This window comes from Halorubrum sp. SP9 (assembly GCF_005435015.1).
Classification (GTDB): Archaea; Halobacteriota; Halobacteria; order Halobacteriales; family Haloferacaceae; genus Halorubrum; species Halorubrum sodomense.
The window spans coordinates 38720-55809 of the sequence record NZ_SGXU01000006.1 but is presented as its reverse complement, the minus strand read 5'-3'; the positions used below and the strand labels follow the sequence as shown (position 1 = coordinate 55809).

Here is a 17090-nt window from a genome sequence, read left to right as displayed (position 1 = left end):
AAATATACAACGTTAGATAGATATAACACACATGGGTGACCACTCCGTGAGACCGCAGACCCTCCATCGGACCGGTCGCGCCGTTCACATGCTCGTGACGGTACTGGTGTTGAACCTCGGGCTGGCCCGCGAGTCGGCACCGATAATCGCCGGCGGCGGGGTGTTGTTCGTGACGTTCTTCCCGTTCAGCCGACTGCTCGCCGACCGCGTCGGCCACACCCGATCTGACGAACGGACCCGCGAACTCACCCGGCTCGCCGCGAGCCGGGCGGCGTTCCTGCTCTTCGGCGTCGCGTTCGTCGCGTTCCTCCTCGGCGCCGCGCTGGAGGCGACCGGCGGACTCGGGGGCGTCGCGGGGAGCGTCTACGCGCAGGCCCGGGTCGTCGTCGTCTGGGCCGCCGTCGCGATCTGCGTCTCCTCCGTCGCGCACGGCACGCGAGCATGGGTACGACGCCGGAGCGTGGCGGGGTGACCGTGGAGTTCGAGACGCGCGTCCGGCGGCTCCGCGAGGAGGCGGGGTTGACGCAGGCCGAGCTCGCGGACCGGGTCGACGTGACACGTCAGACGATCCTCTACGTCGAGAAGGGCGAGTACAACCCATCCTTGGAGCTGGCTTGGCGTATCGCGCGCGAGTTCGACGCGCGCGTCGAGGACGTGTTCGACCTGCCCGACGAGCCGCAGTCGTAGCGCGCGCGGGTCGCTCGCGATCCGGCTCACACCGGGGCCGAGCGCAGCGAGCCGCTCGCGTCCGGAGCGGGCGTCGGTCACCGCCCCGGTCGTCGAGTCGCGGTCGGTTCAGTGTGACGGCCGCGGCGCGGTCCTCGTTCCGACCGGACGACTTTTTTCGACGCCCTCCGAAGTCGGGACATGGAAATCGGATTCGAACTCGGAGCGAACGTCCCGTCGGGCGTGTTCGCGCTCCACGCCGCCGTCGCCGTGGTGTTCCTGATCTTCGCGGGCCTGAACGGCGCGAACGGCGAGACGGCTGGCCTGGCGCTGTACCTCGCGATGGCGGGCATGATCGCCCTCGTCGGCGTGGTGGCCGGACGAATCGTCTCGCGTCGGTGAGGCCGGCGGAAGCGTTGCGCTCGCGTTCGGTTCGATCGGTGAGAGCGACGCTTTTCGCACGGCTTCCGAGCGGCTTCCGTTCTCGGGATCCGACCCTCTGCGACCAGACGCGTCGGCTGTCGCTCCCGTTCGGCTCACCCTCTACCATCTCCGTGGTCGCGTGCGCCTCCCCCGGTTGGGGATAATCCTCCTCTCGGAGGAGCGGCCGATTCGTCCGGGCGCGCTCCACGACGTGCCGGAGCTCGTCAACGCGATCAGACATCGTCGTCACCTCCGGACGAGCAGTTCGGGCAGGTGTCGTACGGGATCGCGCTGCCGGGCTTCGAGGTGCGCGTGAGCTTCGAGCCGCAGTTCGAGTAGAGCCTCATAGCCGGCCCCCCCCTCCCCGTCGGGCGCGGCGCACCGCTGGTCGTACTCGGTGATACAGCAGCCGCAGAACTCGCAGATATTCGGCTCTACGTTTACCTCAGGTTCACGAATATTTAAATTTAGGATGGGGCCGGAGGGATTTGAACCCCCGATCGACTGATATCTCCGGTGCGCCTCGGAACTCCAGAGGGTCGTCAACACGACCGATGATCAGTCGGCCGCTCGGTATATCAGTCTGGAGTGTCGTCCCGGGCGTAGCCTCTGGAGTCAGTCGCCATGCCTGGCTTGGCCACAGCCCCGCGTGATCTCGCGTTCCACGCTTGCCGAAACGCGGATAAAGGGGTTTCGATCGAAGCCGATCGAGGGACGGCAACGCGCTCCTCGGCGCGACGGATCCGCCTCGACTCGGGGCTCGCCGGAGGCGGACGAAGTCCGACTCACTCCCGATCGTCGGCGCTCCAGTCGCAGTCCTGACATTTGAACCCGGTGACGAACTCGGTCACGCTCGGCATGTACCCGACGGAGATGACGTCGCCGCCGCACTCCGGACAGTCGCGGTCGGCGTCAGTGATCGACTCGGCCTCCAGCACCGACTCTCCCTCGACCAGTTCCGCCAGCTTCTCCGGGGTCACCATCCGGCCCTGAACGACGCGGTTTGACATACCGGGCGTTCGGCGTCGAGCGCCTAAACCCCGGCGACACGCACGGGACACGCGGTGGCGGGCGAGCGGACTCGGGAGTCGGACCGGAACGGGCCGCCCCGAGCACGCTCAACTCACAGCCACGGGGCCCGGGAGTCGTCGTCGGTGAACGGGTCCGACCCGTCGTCGTCCGTCTCGCGTCCGCTGCCGTCGTTCGCGAGCACCGCGACGTCGTCGTCGACGACGGGAGACGGCCCCTTCGGCGGGGCGTCGAGCGGGGGTTCGCTCGGCGGTTCCCCTCCCGGGTCCCCGTCGGAGTCGGTCGGATCGGCGTCGTCCGAGTCGCTCTCCTCGCCGGAATCGTCCGCGGGTCCGCGGTCGCCGTCGTCCGCGTCGCCGGCGGCGCCCGCCACGCCGCCGGAGTCCGGGTCGTACGCGAACAGGGCCGTCACCGCGAGCACCGCGAGCGCGACCGGCGCCTCCGTCTGCATCAGATCGAACGGGCCGAGCAGGATCGGCAGCGCGAGCACGCCCAGCGCGACCGCCGAGCCGAACCGGAACCGGTCGATATCGACGCGGCCTCGGAGATGGGGGGACAGCAGCGCGATCGACAGCGCGAACGCCACGCCCACGGCGGCGGCCGCGGTGCCGTTGACCACGTACTCGGTCGACGTCTCCACGGCGAAGCCCGACGGATCGAAGCTCGCGACGAGGCCGAGCCCGATGATAACCCCCGGACTCGGGAGGTACTCTCCGATCTCCGAACTGGCGGTCTTGGCGGCGACGGTCAGGATGACCAGCCCGGCGAACCGCTCGAAGACGGGCAGGTTCAGGAGCCCCTGAAGCGTCGGCGCGAGGGCGGCCTCGACGGCGGCGACGGGAACGATCACCGCGCCGATGAGCAGCACGGAGGTCGCCATCTGCCGCCGGGAGCCGTCCATCTCCGCGAGGATCACCGCCGCGGTTGCGGAGCCGCCGAAGATGAGGATCCCGGTTTCGACGACGCCCGTGGCCGATCCGAGGACGCCGGCGACAACGAGGGCGGGGAAGATCCCGTCGATGAGCGGCAGGGCCATGACGGTCGCGAGCAGCTTCGTCGCGCTCCCGACCTGCTGTTCTAATCGCAGGGCGACCGGGTGGCGTGACGTGCTCATTTAGGGACGATAGCCCTGACCGACGGGGCGGCGGTGGGACGCGTGCGACTCGCGACGGTCGGGGGACCAGCACGCGGAGTCCACGCGGGAGGTCCGACGAGCCCATGTAAAGCGTTTGCGCGGATTGCCGGCTGTAAAGCGGACGCCGAGTTCGTCGTTCGGCTGGCCGGCGATGCGCGCGTTCACGGGACTGTCGGAGTCCATACTAGGTATACGTGTTTCGGTCGCGTTAAAGGTTGTGTGAGACGTGTCCGCACGACACGAAGGATCGACGGTAGAGGGCCGACTTCGACGACGATACGTCGGCCGCTCCCCGTATTTTCCGATCATTTTTCGGCTTTCGAGTCGACCTCGGGCCGAGTACCCCGGGTGGCGGACCCCGTTCGGTCGGTGTTGCGACGACATCGCGATGATCGCGCTCTCACGCCGAATGTGGCCATAATCGTGTATACAACACGGATCTGGGTGTGATCAACCACCACGTCCGTGTCGTCTCGCAACGCTTTTCATCGGCCGTTCGTGACGGATTATATGGCGACAGATTCTGGCCGATTCTCGACGAAGCTCGAGGTTCCGGAAGCGCTGACGTTCGACGACGTGCTCCTCCGCCCGAAGGAGAGCCGAGTCGAGCCCGACGACGCGGACCTGAGCACCCGGGTGTCGAACAACGTCGAACTCACCGTTCCCGTGCTGTCGGCGGCGATGGACACCGTTACCGAGAGCGATCTCGCCATCGCGATGGCCCGTGAGGGCGGTCTCGGGGTCCTCCACCGCAACATGACCGTCGAGGAGACGGCCGCCGAGGTCGAGCGCGTCAAGCGCGCTCACGAGCTCGTCATCCGCCGCGAGGATGTCGTCACCGTCTCGCCGGACGACACCGTCCGCGAGGCCGACGCCGTGATGGAGCGGCAGGGCGTCTCCGGCGCCCCCGTGGTCGCCGACGACGACACCGTCCTCGGGATCATCTCCGGGACGGACATCCGACCCTACCTCGAGGTCGGCGAGGACGACGCCGTCCGCGAGGCGATGACCGACGAGGTCATCACGGCCCCGGAGGACGTCGACGCGCGCGCGGCACTGGAGCTGATGTACGAGCACAAGATCGAGCGCGTCCCGATCGTCGACGACGCCGAGGGGCTGGTCGGACTCGTCACGATGCAGGGCATCCTCCAGCGTCGCGAACACGAGGAGGCCGCCCGCGACGAGGACGGGCGGCTCCTGGCCGGCGTCGCGGTCGGTCCGTTCGAGGAGGAGCGCGCCGTCGCGGCCGACGAGGTGGACGTCGACGTCATCTTCATCGACTGCGCGCACGCGCACAACCTCAACGTCTTAGACTCGGCGGAGGCGATCAAGGGGACCGTCGACGCCGACGTCGTCGTCGGAAACGTCGGGACGCGCGAGGCCGCCGAGGCCGCGGTCGGCTTCGCCGACGGACTCAAGGTTGGAATCGGTCCCGGGTCGATCTGTACCACGCGCGTCGTCAGCGGCGCGGGGATGCCGCAGATGACCGCGGTCGCGGAGGTCGCGGACGTCGCCGCCGAACACGACGTCCCCGTGATCGCCGACGGCGGGATCCGCTACTCCGGCGACGCGATCAAGGCGCTCGCTGCGGGCGCGAACGCGGTGATGCTCGGCTCGTACTTCGCCGGAACCGACGAAGCGCCGGGGCGCGTCATCACGATGAACGGGAAGAAGTACAAGCAGTACCGGGGGATGGGCTCGGTCGGCGCGATGAAGTCCGGCGGCGGCGACCGCTACCTCAAAGAGGAGGAGGAAGACGAGGAGTTCGTCCCCGAGGGCGTCGAGGCGGCGACCCCGTACAAGGGGAGCCTCGCCTCGGAGCTCCACCAGCTCACGGGCGGGATGCGTTCCGGGATGGGGTACGTCGGCGCGGAGACCGTCCTCGACCTCCACGAGCGCGCGGAGTTCGTCCGCGTCTCCGCCGCGGGACAGAGCGAGAGCCACCCGCACGACGTGATGATCACCGACGAGGCGCCGAACTACAGCCCGGACGAGTGATCGCGGACGACCGCTCGGAGGAGCAGACCGGAGGCGGGTCCGGACACACCGATCGGACCGCGCGCCGAAGAGGTATTTTAATATAGCCAGCGGCGAGATGAAACGTGTGAGCGAACACCCCCTCGCTCCCGTCACCCATGAGTGAGAAACCGCCGCTGGTCCTCGTGGTCGAGGACGAACCCGACCTGGCCGATCTGTATGCCGCCTGGCTCGGCGACGAGTACCGCGTTCGAACCGCGTACGGCGGTCGCGAGGCCCTCGACCAGCTCGACGAGACCGACGACGAGGTCGACGCGATCCTCCTCGATCGCCGGATGCCCGGACTCTCCGGCGACGAGGTCCTCACCGCCGTCCGCGACCGGGGCATCGACTGTCGGGTCGCGATGGTCACCGCCGTCGAGCCCGACTTCGACATCCTGGAGATGGGGTTCGACGACTACCTCGTCAAGCCCGTCACCAGCGACACCCTCCGAGAGACGGTGGAGGGACTGCTGCGGCGCGGCGAGTACGACTCCGAGGTCCAGGAGCTGTTCTCGCTGACCTCGAAGAAAGCGATGTTAGAGTCGGAAAAGAGCGCGAGCGACCTCGCCGACAACGAGGAGTATCAGCGGCTCACCGACCGGATCGAGACGCTCCGCGAGCAGGCCGACGAGTCTCGCGACGCGGTCGCGACCGACGACGAGGACTACGAGAAGCTCTTTCAGGAGTTCGACACCGACGGGTAGCCCGCGACCGAACGGTTCGAGGGAGGTGTGCCGCCGACTCTTTATGACCGATCGAGCCGAAGCCGTGTTCACATGCGCGTCCGGGACCTGCCGCTTTCCCAGTCCGTCGTCGATCACTTCGCCGAGCGCGGCGTGCGCGAGCTGTACCCGCCGCAGCGCGCGGCGGTCGAGGCGGGCGTCTGCGAGGGCGCCGACGTCGTCGCGGCGGTGCCGACCGCGTCGGGAAAGACGTTCGTCGCCCAACTGGCGCTGTTGACCGCGGCGGGGCCCGGCCTGTACGTCTGTCCGCTCCGCGCGCTCGCCAGAGAGAAGTACGAGACGTTCGCTGCGTTGCCCGGCGTCGACGTGGGCATCTCCACCGGCGACTTCGACGCGACGGGCGAGGCGCTCGCGGGCAACGACGTCGTCGTCGCCACGAGCGAGAAGGTGGACTCCGCGATCCGCAACGGCGCGTCGTGGGTCGACGAACTGGCGTGCGTCGTCGTCGACGAGGTCCACCTGCTCGGCGCGGAGCGGCGCGGGCCGACCCTCGAAGTGACGCTGGCGACGCTCCGCCGCCGGAACCCCGACCTCCAGACGGTCGCGCTCTCCGCGACCGTCGACAACCCCGACGCGATCGCGGACTGGCTCGACGCCGCCCTCGTCGAGTCCGACTGGCGTCCGGTCGACCTGCGAACCGGCGTCGCCGTCGGCGGCGAGGTCGCGTTCGACGACGGAACGAAACTGACGGTCGACGTCGACAGCGCCGGGACCGGAGCCGACGCTGACGGCGAGACCGACCCGACCGACGTCACGGCGGCTCTGGTCGGTGACGCGGTCGCGCAGGGCGGCCAGTGTCTCGCGTTCGTCCGCTCCCGCCGCGAGGCGGTCGCCCTCGCGGAGCGGCTCGCGGACGACGGGCTCGCTGCGGCGTTGGGGATCGAGGACGCGGCCGACGCGGCGGCCGAGGAGGTCACCGAGGTCGACGGCACGATCACCGGACGACAGCTCGCGGACTGCCTGCGCGCCGGCGTCGCGTTCCACCACGCCGGACTCCGGTCGGGGCACCGATCGGTCGTCGAGGCGGCGTTCCGCGAGCGTGACGTCGCCTGTATCTGCGCCACGCCCACGCTCGCGGCCGGTATCAACGTTCCCGCCCGACGCGTCGTCGTCCGCGACCAGCGCCGGTACGGGGAGGGCGGCATGGCGTGGGTCCCGACGCTCGAGGTCCACCAGATGTGCGGCCGTGCCGGCCGGCCCGGCCTCGACCCGCACGGGGAGGCCGTCCTCGTCGCCGACGCCGACACGCGGGCGGAAGTACGCGAGCGGTACGTCGACGGCGATCCCGAGGCCGTCGAGTCGCAGCTGGCCGATCCGGGCGCGCTCCGGACGCACGTCCTCGCCGCGATCGCGACGGGGTTCGCGGCGACCGAGACGGAGATCCTCGATGTCTTCGAGGGGACGTTCTACGCCCGGGAGACGGGCGCGGGCGGCCTCGCGGACGCGGTCGCCGTCGCGGTCGACGACCTCGTCGCGGCCGGGATGGTCGCGCGGGAGACGGGCGGCGTCGAGGACTATCGCCTGGTCGCGACGGCGGTCGGCGAGACCACCTCGAAGCAGTACGTCCGCCCCGAGACCGGCGAGCGGATCGTCGCCGGCCTCCGGGCCGCGGCCGGCCTCTCGGACGCGACGACGCTCACCGCCTTCGAGGTGATCTGCGACACGCCGGACATGCGAGACACCTACTTGGGGAACGAGGAACGCGCCGACATCTACCGGTTCGCGCGGCGCAACGCCGCCACCCTGACGACCGATATGACCGAGCCGGACGACTTCGAGGGATGGCTGGAGTCGGTGAAGACGGCGCGCATCCTGGACGAGTGGATCGGCGGCGCGACCGTCGAGGAACTCGTCGAGCGCTACCGGATCGGCCCCGGCGACCTCGACTCGCGAGTCGAACGCGCGGAGTGGCTGCTGAGCGCGGCCGAGGCGCTCGGGGAGACGATCGGCGTCAGCGTCCCCGCGGTGTCGCGGGCGCGGTCGCGGCTGTGAGAGACGGGCGAGAAGAAGCGACGACCCCGGCGTCGGCGGTCAGTCGGCCGATCCGACCGTCCGGTGGAACGGGGTCCGGGCGATCGTCTGCCGTAGTTCTGCGAGCGAGTCGCGGCCGACGTCGCTCGCGGCGGACATCACCGCGAACACCTCCTGTCTGGAGACCTTCACGCCGGTCTCAGTGAGCGCGTCCTCCGGACGGGTCCCGAGTTCGCGGAGGGTGCCGACCGCGAGCAGGTACGGGACCGTCCACGCCTCGAGGGTGTTCCCGTTCGAGAGCGGCATCGTCTCGAGGTACGCCTGCGCGTCGTCGAGGAACGACCGGGCGTAGTCGGCGGTGCGGTCGACCACGCGCGCGGACGACTCCCGGTTTTCGGGGTGAACGACGCGCTCCTGATCGACCCCCTCCGCCTCGAGCCACTCGGCGGGGAGGTAGACGTTGTTCTCCTCGGTGTAGTCGTCGTAGACGTCCTTGGAGACGTTCACGAGCTGTAAGAGGAGGCCGAACTCCTCGGCGGTCTCCCGCAGGCGCTCCGCGCGCTCCTCGCCGACGTCGCCGCGGGTGAGCAGGTTCGTGATGAGGTTGCCGACGGTGCCGGCCGCGTAGTAGCAGTACTGCTCCAACTCGTCGCGGTCGTCGATACGGAGCCCGCCCTCGGTGGCGTGACGGTCGACGAACATCGCCATCCCGTCGACCATCTCCAACACCGGGGGAACGATCGCCTCCTGCGCGTCCGGATCGAGCTCTTCGAACGTCGCCGCGATGGTGGGCGCCTCCGCGACGACGGTCCAGTCGTCGTCGAGCTCCGCCGGCAGCCACTCGTCGACCGCCTCGCGGAACTCCCCGATGTCCGTCTCGTCGTCCGGGTCGATCGCTCGTCGATACGTCCGCAACACGTCGCTCTGGGCGTCCGGCGGGATGTGACCGGCGTCTTCCACCGTGTCCGCGACGCGACAGAGGAGGTAGCCGACGCAGATCTGCGAGGCCATCGGCTCCTCTAACACGTCGACGGTCAGCGCGAAGGTCCGCGAGACCCCTTGGACCGCCTCGTGACACCACGCGAGGTCGGCCGCATCGGGGCCGTGTTCACGTCCGCTCATTCAGTTGGCAGTCTTTACGGCACAACGCATAAAAAGCCTCGTGGAACGGCGGTCGGCCGCGACTCGTCGACGGAGGCGCCGAAATCGCACGACTGCGAGCCCGCTCGCTCCGACGAACCGACAACCCGTGTACAATCGTGTGGAAACGGCTAAGTCCGCTCGGCCGAACGCTCCGGCATGGAGTTCACGCTCACCGAAGAGCAGCGCCAGATCCGCGACACGGTCGCGGAGTTCGTCGACGAGGAGGTCGTCCCGCGCGCGGCCGAGATCGACGAGGAGGACGAGTTCCCCGCCGACCTGATCGACGACATGGCCGACCTCGGGCTCATGGGCATGCCCTTCCCGGTCGAGTACGAGGGCGCCGGTCTCGACTACCACAGCTACGCGATCGGGCTCGAGGAGATCTCCCGAGGTTCCGGCGGACTCGGAACCGTCGTCGCGGCACACACGTCGCTGGCCGGGAACATGCTCTACGAGTTCGGTGACGAGACCCAGAAGGAGGCGTACCTCACCGCGCTCAACACCGGCGAGGAGATCGGCGCGTTCGCGCTCTCGGAGGCCGAGGCCGGTTCCGACGTCCCGGCCATGTCGACCGCCGCGGAGCGCGACGGCGACGGCTACACCGTCAACGGCGGGAAGCTCTGGATCTCGAACGGCTCCGTCGCGGACACGGTCACGCTGTTCGCCAAGACCGATCCCGACGCCGGCCGGAAGGGCATCTCGTCGTTCGTCGTGCGCCCGGAGGAGGACGACGGGTTCGTCGTCGAGGGGACGGAGGACAAGCTCGGCGACAAGGGGTGTCCGACCGCGGAACTCCGCTTCGACGACATGTGGATCCCCGAAGAGCGGCGGCTCGGCGAGGAGGGCGAGGGGTTCGTTCAGGCGCTGAAGACGCTTAACGGCGGCCGGATCACGATCGCGGCCCGGTCGGTCGGCATCGCGCGCGCCGCCCTCAATGAGGCGAAGTCGTACGCCCAGCAGCGCGAGCAGTTCGACCGGCCGATCAGCGACTTCCAGGCGATCCAGCACAAGCTCGCGGACATGGACACGAAGGCCCGCGCGGCGGAGCTGCTGATGCACGAGGCGGCCGACTTGAAGATGCGCGACGAGGACTACATCAAGGAGGCGGCGCAGGCGAAGCTGTACGCCTCCGAGATCGCGCGCGAGGTCGCCAACGAGGGGATCCAGATCCACGGCGGCTACGGCTACACCAAGGACTTCCCCGCCGAGCGATACTACCGCGACGCGAAGCTCTCGGAGATCTACGAGGGGACGAGCGAAGTGTTACGTAACACGATCGCCCAGCAGTTGCTCGACGAGTAGGGCGGTCGTCGGCCGCGCCGGTCAGGCCCTCGGATCACCGTCGTCGTCCTCGCCGTCGCCGTCCCCGCCGTCGTCGTTCTCGCCGTCGCCGTCCTCGCCGTGGTCATCCTCGCCGTCGCCGTCCTCGCCGTCGTCGTTCGTTCTCGCCGTATCGCCGCGCTCGGCTCCTGGTCCCGGCCCGTGTGCGACGTCGGCGTCCGACGGATTCCGGTCGACCGCGTACTCGCCCGTGTCGATCCGCTCCGCGGGCTCCGAGTAGTCGCGATCGCTCGGCGAGAAATCCGGGCGGACGACGCCGTCGTCGGGGACGTCGAGGTCTTCGTCCGGAGGCTCCTCGGTCGACCCCTCGTCCGCTTCCGCGTCGACGACCACGTCCTCGACGGGTCCGCCGCCGCCGCCGGTCCGGTCGCTTCCCGCCTCTTCGGTGTCCCCGACTTCCTCCTCCGTTCCGGCCTCTTCGGTGTCCCCGACTTCCTCCTCCGTTCCGGCCTCTTCGGTGCCGCCGAATCCTTCGTCCCCGCCGGTCCGTCCGCCGACGCCGACTCCCTTGTCGTCGTCGATCCACTCGAAGGAGCCGGGCCCTTCGCCACGCCGCGCCGCGACGGCGGTCGCGAGGCGTTCGGTGAGCGTCTCCTTCAGCGACTCGGCCTCGTCAAGTTCGAAGTCGACCGCCGCGGCGTCGGTGCCGGTCAGCGATCCGGACCCCGCCGTGTCGGCGACGATCGTCGCGACCCCCCACCGACGCTGGAACACGGTCCGGCTGTCGATCACGTTCTGGATCCGGTAGTACGGGACGACCGCGACGGTCCGGCTCCAGAACCCGTTCCGCGTGAGGAGGTGGTCTTCCCCGAGCCAGTAGCCGCGGTGTTTCCACTTCAGGTGCGCCGCCGGCGGGACGACTAAGAGGAGCGCGGCGACCCCGTACCAGGGGAGCGTTTCCGAGAGGTACCAGTTCGCGCCGTACGCGATCCCCGTGAGCGCGCCGACGATCATCGCGTACCGGATGACGTACCGCCATCGGATCCGCTTCGGCGGGCGATTGAACTCTGGCGAGCCGAACGATTCGATCTCGTGTGCGAGCCGGTAGACGCGGTCGGTCGCCGCGATCGGCACGGCGGACTGGTTGCCGGACTCGGAGTCCTGTCCGGGGGCGTACCCCGCGGTCTCGATAGAGAGGCTCGCGTAGCCGAGCGCGCGCTTGGCCGGGTTGTCCGTGATCCGTAGCGTCTGGACCTTCTCGGTCGGGATCGATCCGCTGTACCGGCGGAACAGGCCGCGCTCGTAGCGGAGTTCGTCTCCAGCACGCGCGAGCCGGAACCCGTAGTAGTTCGAGAAGGCGACGCCCGCACCGATGAGCCACGAGGCGAGAAACAGGAGCGCGACGCCGACGATCGCGGTCGCGGTCACCGCGACGGCGGATGTCTCCGGCAGGAAGTTCGACAGCACCGGGAACGACCCGGAACTGAGGAACGCCAACAGCCCGATCAGGCGCCCGTCGAACGACAGCGCCCCGACCAGGGCGAGTTCGCCGGGGGAGATGGCGAACAGCTCCTCCTCGTTCGGGGCGAACGCGTCGTCGCGGCCGCCCTCGACCGCGTCGGCGTCGGTCGCCGCCCCCTCGCCCGCGTCGGCCGGGCGGTCGACGCCGGACTTCCGGCGCTGGACCTCGCGCTGGAGCCGGGTCGCCTCCTCGGGCGTGACGAACCGGATCGACCCCTCGGTGCTTGAGCCCCCGGCGGTCTCTAAGTCGACCGCGGCGACGCCGATCGCGCGCTGGATCACGCCTCGGCTCACGTCGACGTTCTGGATCCGCCGGTACGGGATCTCCCGCTCGCGCCGCGAGATCACGCCGGAGGAGATGTCGAGCGTGTCCTCGGTGAGGACGTACTCGAAGCGGCGGTAGTACGCGACCTCGTAGGCGAACATCGCGACGAGGATGGCGGCGCCGCCGGCGACCGCCAGCGGGAGGCCGAAGCCGCCGCTGTTCACGATGACGAACAGCGCGACGGCGGTCCCGGCCGCCTTCTGGAGCGCGCGGTACGGGACCGACTGGGGCGCCAGCTTCACACCGCGTCCTCCCCGTCGGCGCGGATCGCCAGCCGCTTCAGCTCCTCGCGGAGGTCGCTCGCGCCGTCCGGCGTGAGTCCCGGGATCCGGACGTCGGCCCCCCGCGACCCCGCCGTGTACACCACGCAGGAGGCGAGCCCGACCGCCCGTTCTATCGGGCCGCGGCGGGAGTCGACGTGCTGGATCCGCACCAGCGGCACCGTCGTCCGCACCTGCGTGATGACGCCGCGGTCGAGGTGGATCGCGTCCTCGCGGATCTCGTAGCTCCAGCGGCGGTACCGGAGCAGCGCGTGCCCGACGGTGAGCGTCAACGCGACGGCGCCGACCGCCACCGGCGCCAACCTCGGGAGGTACTCGAAGTACACGCCGCCGACGAACGGGGCGGTGATCAGCGCCGAGAGCAGCACCGCGCGGAGGGCCCACACGATCTGGACTCGGGGGTGGAGCGTCTGTGCCGTCATCGACGGTCCCCCGTCGCGTGTCCGTGTGTCATAGCCGGCGATTGCGGTCCCCGACGTATAAGTCCGGTCGGAAGCGGTCGGTGACAGGCGGTCGACGATCCGTGGTAGGAAATCTCTACCGAAGGCGATACTTGCCGAAACCGATATCCCGGGCGATCGAGTCGTGCCGGCCATGGCCGACGACCCGTTCGAGAACATGCTCGCTCAGATGGACCGCGCCGAGGAGTACGCAGACGTGGATCACGGGGTGTTCGAGCGGCTCAAACACCCGGAGCGCACGCTGAAGGTGACGCTCCCGGTGGAGCTGGAGTCCGGCGAGGTCGAGGTGTTCGAGGGGTACCGCTGTCAGTTCGACAGCGCCCGCGGGCCGTTCAAGGGCGGCGTCCGGTTCCACCCGTCGGTCAGCCAGCGCGAGGTCGAGGCGCTCGCCGGCTGGATGACCTGGAAAACCGCCTTGGTCGACCTCCCGTACGGCGGCGCGAAGGGGGGCGTGATCTGCGAGCCGAAAGAGCTCACCGACCGCGACCTCGAACGGCTCACCCGGCGGTACACCGAGGGGATCCGCCGGATGATCGGGCCCGAGGTCGACGTCCCCGCGCCGGACATGAACACGAACCCGCAGACGATGGCGTGGATGATGGACACCTACTCGATGTACGAGGGGTACTCGGTCCCGCAGGTCGTCACCGGGAAGCCGCTGGAGATCGGCGGGACGCCGGGCCGGGTGGAGGCGACCGGCCGCGGGGTCTCGCTCGTCACCGAGCGCCTCTTCGAGTACCTCGACCGCGACCTCACCGACGCCACGATCGCGATCCAGGGGTTCGGCAACGTCGGGTCGAACGCGGCCCGGCTCCTCGACGAGTCCGGCGCCAACGTGGTCGCCACCTCGGACGTGTCGGGGGCGGCCTACGACCCCGACGGCCTCGACGTGGCGGCGCTCGGCGCGCACGTCGACGCCGGCGGGCTGATCGAGGAGTACGTCGCGGGCGACCTCCGGGGGAGCGCCGGCGAGGGCGACTCCCGGTGGGACGACCCGGACGCGATCACCAACGCGGAGCTTCTGACCCTCGACGTCGACGTGCTCATCCCGGCGGCCGTCGAGGGCGTGATCACCGCCGACAACGTCGACGACCTCCGGGCGTCCGCGATCGTCGAGGCCGCCAACGGGCCGACGACGGTCGCCGCGGACAAGGCGCTCACCGAGCGCGACATCCAGGTCGTGCCGGACATCCTCGCCAACGCGGGCGGCGTCATCGTCTCGTACCTGGAGTGGGTCCAGAACGCACAGGAGTTCTCCTGGCCGCTGGAGACGGTCAACGCCGAACTGGAGCGCCGCATCGGAACCGCGTTCGACGAGACGATCGAGCAGTACGACACCGAGGGGCTGCCCGACCTGCGGACCGCCGCGTACACGCTCGCCTTGGAGCGCACCGCGAAGGCCCACGAGTACCGCGGGCTCTTCCCGTGACCGCCCTCTCTCGATCCGTTCTCCCCGCGAGCGCCTCGCCCCCCGTCAGGCGCGCCTGATCCGGTCCGCGGTAACCGCGAGCGGCTCGGCGTAGTGGAGCAGCGGCTCGCCGTCGGGCCGATCGAAGCCGTTCGCCGCGAACAGCGTGTTCGCCCGGATCTCCGCCTCGGCCGGGCGCAGCGTCCACCGCTCGTGGTCGATCTCGCCGACGTACAGCCGTCCCTCCGAGCCGGCGGTGTAAAACCGGTAGTTCTCCAGCAGGAACGCCGGCAGCGACCCCGTCTCGGGCGTGAACGCCTCGCCGGCCGGCCCGTATGTCGCGTCGAACCGCGCGTGCGGAGCGCCCTCGTGGACGCGACGGCTCGCGAATCGGACGGCGTCGAACCCGCCGTCGGTGGCGGTGAGCCGGACGTCGGTCTCGGCGCGGTAGTACGGGAGGCGGAACAGCCCGCGGGCGACGGCGACGCCGATCCGGTCGTCGGCGTCGAGGCTGTGGAAGTAGACGCCCGGCCCGTCCGGCCCCTCGACGTAGGTCCGGAGGTTGAGTTCGGGGAACGACAGCCCAATCGGGACCCCTCGCGGGCGGACGTCGTCCATCACGAACGAGACGACCCCGAGGTAGGCGTCGCCGTCGTGGGTCGCGACCGACAGCCCGTCGGGCAGCGCCGCGGCGACGCTCGACGGGTCGACGGGCCAGTGCGCGAACAGACCGTCGCGCCACGTCATCTCCAGCCAGCGGCGATCGAGCATACCGGATCGCAGGGGACGGGCGGACAAAACTCGCACGCCGCCGGCGGGTTCGCCCCGGGGCGGGCGGTCACTCCCGTGACGCGTCGGAGCCCTCCGGCGCGTCTTTCCACTCGCCGACGCCGGAGGGATCGAGGTGGACGTGGACGTCGCCCACGTCGGTCAGCGCGCGGAGGCTCGTGACGAGTTCCGTCTCGACGTCGTGCGCCTCTCGGAGCGTCATCTCCCCGTCGACCTCCACGTGGACCTCGACCTCCAGGTCGGTCCCGTCGTAGAACACGGTCAGGTCGTGGACGCCTTCGACGGCCGGGTGGTCGCGGAGCGAGGCGACGACGCGGTCGCGGTCGCCCGGCGGCGGCGCGCCGCCGACGAGGTACGTGACGTTCTCGCGACCGATCTCGACGCCCTGGTAGACGACGAGGACGCTGACGAGCGCCCCGGCGACCGGATCGAGGATCGGGACGTCGAGGAACACGCCGAACACGCCGACCAGCGCCGCGACGGTGGTGTAGATGTCGTTGAGGCAGTCGGCCGCGAGGGCGGTCAGCGCGGTCGATCCGAGGTCCGCGTTCACCCGCTCCGTGTATCGGTACAGCAGGTACATGTCGCCCATCGCGAAGAGCAGCGCGGCGACGAGGACCGGACTGGCCCGCACCTCGACCGGGCCGACGAGCCCAAGCGTCGACTCGCGCAACAGGATCAGTCCGAGGATCGCGACCGTCGCGCCGACGAACAGCGCCGTCAGCGGTTCGATCCGCTGGTGACCGTGCGGGTGGGTCTCGTCCGCGCTCTCGTACCGCGATCCCCCCCAGACGAACACGACCGCGCTGGCGACGAGGTCGGCGACGGAGTGGGCGGCGTCGGCCAGCAGCGCGACGCTGCCGAACGCGAGTCCCGCCGCGCCCACGACCGCGATCTTCACCGCGTTGCCGGCGACGTTCACCGCCGCCGCCCGCTGGAACCGGGCGCGGTCGCCGTTCCCGAAGGGGCTCGACATAGGCACCGGTGGGCCCCGGACGCTGTTAAGGGTCCCGCGTCGGGTCGACCGTCGCCCCCTCGTCCGGAAGCGCCCCTCGCGTCGCTCGGTTTCGACGCCGTTTCGGCCCGAGGACTCCGTCGTAACGCCTAAGACCGAAACGCTCCTCGGATACGGTAATGAATCACGATCTTTTCGCCCGAGGTGGTCCCCGTGGGCGTCGAAATTAAGGAAACCGAGGTGAGCGACGAGGATTTCGAGGAGATGAAGGGGTTCGTCCGCGACTACCTCGCGGCCAGCGTCGAGGGCGAGGACGACGGCGGACGCATGCGCTGGTACCCCTGGCACTCGTCGTCGTACCGCTTCAATCACATCCTCAACGTCGTCGACCTCGCGACCGAAATCGCGGAGGCCGAGGGCGCCGACGTCGATGTCGTCCGGGTCGCCGCCGTCTTCCACGACGTCGCCAAGCTGGAGGCCGAACAGGACGTCCACGCGGAGGCCGGCGCGCGCGTCACCCGCGAGTACCTCCAGAGCCGCGGCAACTACCCCGAGTCGTTCATCGAGGAGGTGTGCGGGGCGGTCGTCGACCACTCGTACACGGGCGACCTCGACGACGTGCCCTTGGAGAGCCGGTGTCTGATCGAGGCCGACGTGCTCGACAAGGTCGGCGCCAACGGCGCCGTCCTCATGCTGTTGCGGATGGGATACGAGTCGCGCACGCACATGGACGCCGCGAAGATGGTCGACCGCGTGCTCCAGCGCGCGCACGACCACACCGAGCGCGTCGTCTCCGACACCGCAGAGGGCATCGCCCACCAGCGCATCAAGCGCGTGAAGTGGCTCCGCGAGTGGCTCGAAGAGGAGGTGTCCCGGATGGACGCCGAGGGCGTCACCGACCGCTGAGTTCGTCGCAGGCCGTCGACGGCGCCTCCGACCG

16 protein-coding genes and 1 tRNA gene are annotated in these 17090 nt (G+C 69.8%); 9 read left to right on the top strand and 8 right to left on the bottom strand.

Annotated elements, in window-relative coordinates; translation table 11 throughout:
- Positions 1-31: 31 nt before the first annotated feature.
- From EXE45_RS05295 to EXE45_RS05285, 3 genes are all read left to right on the top strand, one after another.
- The gene (locus EXE45_RS05295) at positions 32-472 is read left to right on the top strand and encodes a hypothetical protein (RefSeq protein WP_241989423.1); all 441 of its coding nucleotides are present in this window, start codon (positions 32-34) and stop codon (positions 470-472) included.
- A 2-nt stretch (positions 473-474) separates the two neighbouring features.
- Positions 475-687, top strand: a complete 213-nt coding sequence (locus tag EXE45_RS05290) for a helix-turn-helix transcriptional regulator (protein WP_092923193.1) — start codon at positions 475-477, stop codon at positions 685-687.
- A 180-nt stretch (positions 688-867) separates the two neighbouring features.
- Positions 868-1068 carry a hypothetical protein gene (locus EXE45_RS05285; RefSeq protein WP_092921547.1) on the top strand — a complete coding sequence of 67 codons (201 nt, stop codon included), beginning with the start codon at positions 868-870 and terminating at the stop codon, positions 1066-1068.
- A 494-nt stretch (positions 1069-1562) separates the two neighbouring features.
- On the opposite strand, the gene EXE45_RS19585 is transcribed toward EXE45_RS05285, so the two are convergent.
- The 3 genes from EXE45_RS19585 to EXE45_RS05275 form a co-directional block, all read right to left on the bottom strand.
- A tRNA-Trp gene (locus EXE45_RS19585) sits at positions 1563-1736 on the bottom strand.
- A 138-nt stretch (positions 1737-1874) separates the two neighbouring features.
- Positions 1875-2099, bottom strand: a complete 225-nt coding sequence (locus tag EXE45_RS05280; protein ID WP_137693734.1) for a DUF5795 family protein — start codon at positions 2097-2099, stop codon at positions 1875-1877.
- 113 nt (positions 2100-2212) lie between these two features.
- Positions 2213-3232 (bottom strand): DUF5794 domain-containing protein, encoded by a 1020-nt coding sequence (locus tag EXE45_RS05275; RefSeq protein WP_137693733.1) that lies wholly within the window; start codon positions 3230-3232, stop codon positions 2213-2215.
- Positions 3233-3763: 531 nt separating this feature from the next.
- Here EXE45_RS05275 and guaB point away from each other — a divergent pair.
- The 3 genes from guaB to EXE45_RS05255 all read left to right on the top strand — a co-directional run bounded on the left by guaB (position 3764) and on the right by EXE45_RS05255 (position 8007).
- Complete coding sequence (guaB, locus tag EXE45_RS05265; RefSeq protein ID WP_137693731.1) at positions 3764-5251, top strand: IMP dehydrogenase; 1488 nt, start codon at positions 3764-3766, stop codon at positions 5249-5251.
- A gap of 137 nt (positions 5252-5388) precedes the next feature.
- A complete protein-coding gene (locus EXE45_RS05260) occupies positions 5389-5976 on the top strand; it encodes a HalX domain-containing protein (protein WP_092921557.1) in 588 nt (195 codons plus the stop codon).
- Between the two features lie 72 nt (positions 5977-6048).
- Positions 6049-8007 (top strand): DEAD/DEAH box helicase, encoded by a 1959-nt coding sequence (locus EXE45_RS05255; protein WP_137693730.1) that lies wholly within the window; start codon positions 6049-6051, stop codon positions 8005-8007.
- A gap of 39 nt (positions 8008-8046) precedes the next feature.
- Here the strand turns inward: EXE45_RS05255 and EXE45_RS05250 are convergent, their stop codons facing one another.
- On the bottom strand, positions 8047-9108 hold the full coding sequence (locus EXE45_RS05250; RefSeq protein ID WP_092921561.1) for a phytoene/squalene synthase family protein: 1062 nt from the start codon (positions 9106-9108) through the stop codon (positions 8047-8049).
- A 177-nt stretch (positions 9109-9285) separates the two neighbouring features.
- Between EXE45_RS05250 and EXE45_RS05245 the strand changes: the two genes are divergently transcribed.
- Positions 9286-10431: an acyl-CoA dehydrogenase family protein gene (locus EXE45_RS05245; protein WP_092921563.1), complete on the top strand. Its 1146-nt coding sequence runs from the start codon at positions 9286-9288 to the stop codon at positions 10429-10431.
- A 21-nt stretch (positions 10432-10452) separates the two neighbouring features.
- Here EXE45_RS05245 and EXE45_RS05240 read toward each other — a convergent pair whose 3' ends face one another.
- A complete protein-coding gene (locus EXE45_RS05240) occupies positions 10453-12498 on the bottom strand; it encodes a PH domain-containing protein (RefSeq protein WP_137693729.1) in 2046 nt (681 codons plus the stop codon).
- A complete protein-coding gene (locus EXE45_RS05235; protein WP_137693728.1) occupies positions 12495-12959 on the bottom strand; it encodes a PH domain-containing protein in 465 nt (154 codons plus the stop codon). The genes EXE45_RS05240 and EXE45_RS05235 overlap by 4 nt, the downstream gene beginning before the upstream one ends.
- 172 nt (positions 12960-13131) lie before the next feature.
- Between EXE45_RS05235 and EXE45_RS05230 the strand changes: the two genes are divergently transcribed.
- Positions 13132-14427: a Glu/Leu/Phe/Val dehydrogenase gene (locus tag EXE45_RS05230; protein WP_137693727.1), complete on the top strand. Its 1296-nt coding sequence runs from the start codon at positions 13132-13134 to the stop codon at positions 14425-14427.
- 45 nt (positions 14428-14472) lie between these two features.
- On the opposite strand, the gene EXE45_RS05225 is transcribed toward EXE45_RS05230, so the two are convergent.
- Entirely contained in the window at positions 14473-15177 is a 705-nt protein-coding gene (locus tag EXE45_RS05225; protein WP_137693726.1) for a YqjF family protein, read from the bottom strand.
- 67 nt (positions 15178-15244) lie between these two features.
- Complete coding sequence (locus EXE45_RS05220) at positions 15245-16171, bottom strand: cation diffusion facilitator family transporter (RefSeq protein WP_137693725.1); 927 nt, start codon at positions 16169-16171, stop codon at positions 15245-15247.
- A gap of 183 nt (positions 16172-16354) precedes the next feature.
- Here EXE45_RS05220 and EXE45_RS05215 point away from each other — a divergent pair, with 183 nt between their 5' ends.
- Positions 16355-17056, top strand: a complete 702-nt coding sequence (locus tag EXE45_RS05215; protein WP_092921576.1) for an HD domain-containing protein — start codon at positions 16355-16357, stop codon at positions 17054-17056.
- Positions 17057-17090 lie beyond the last annotated feature (34 nt).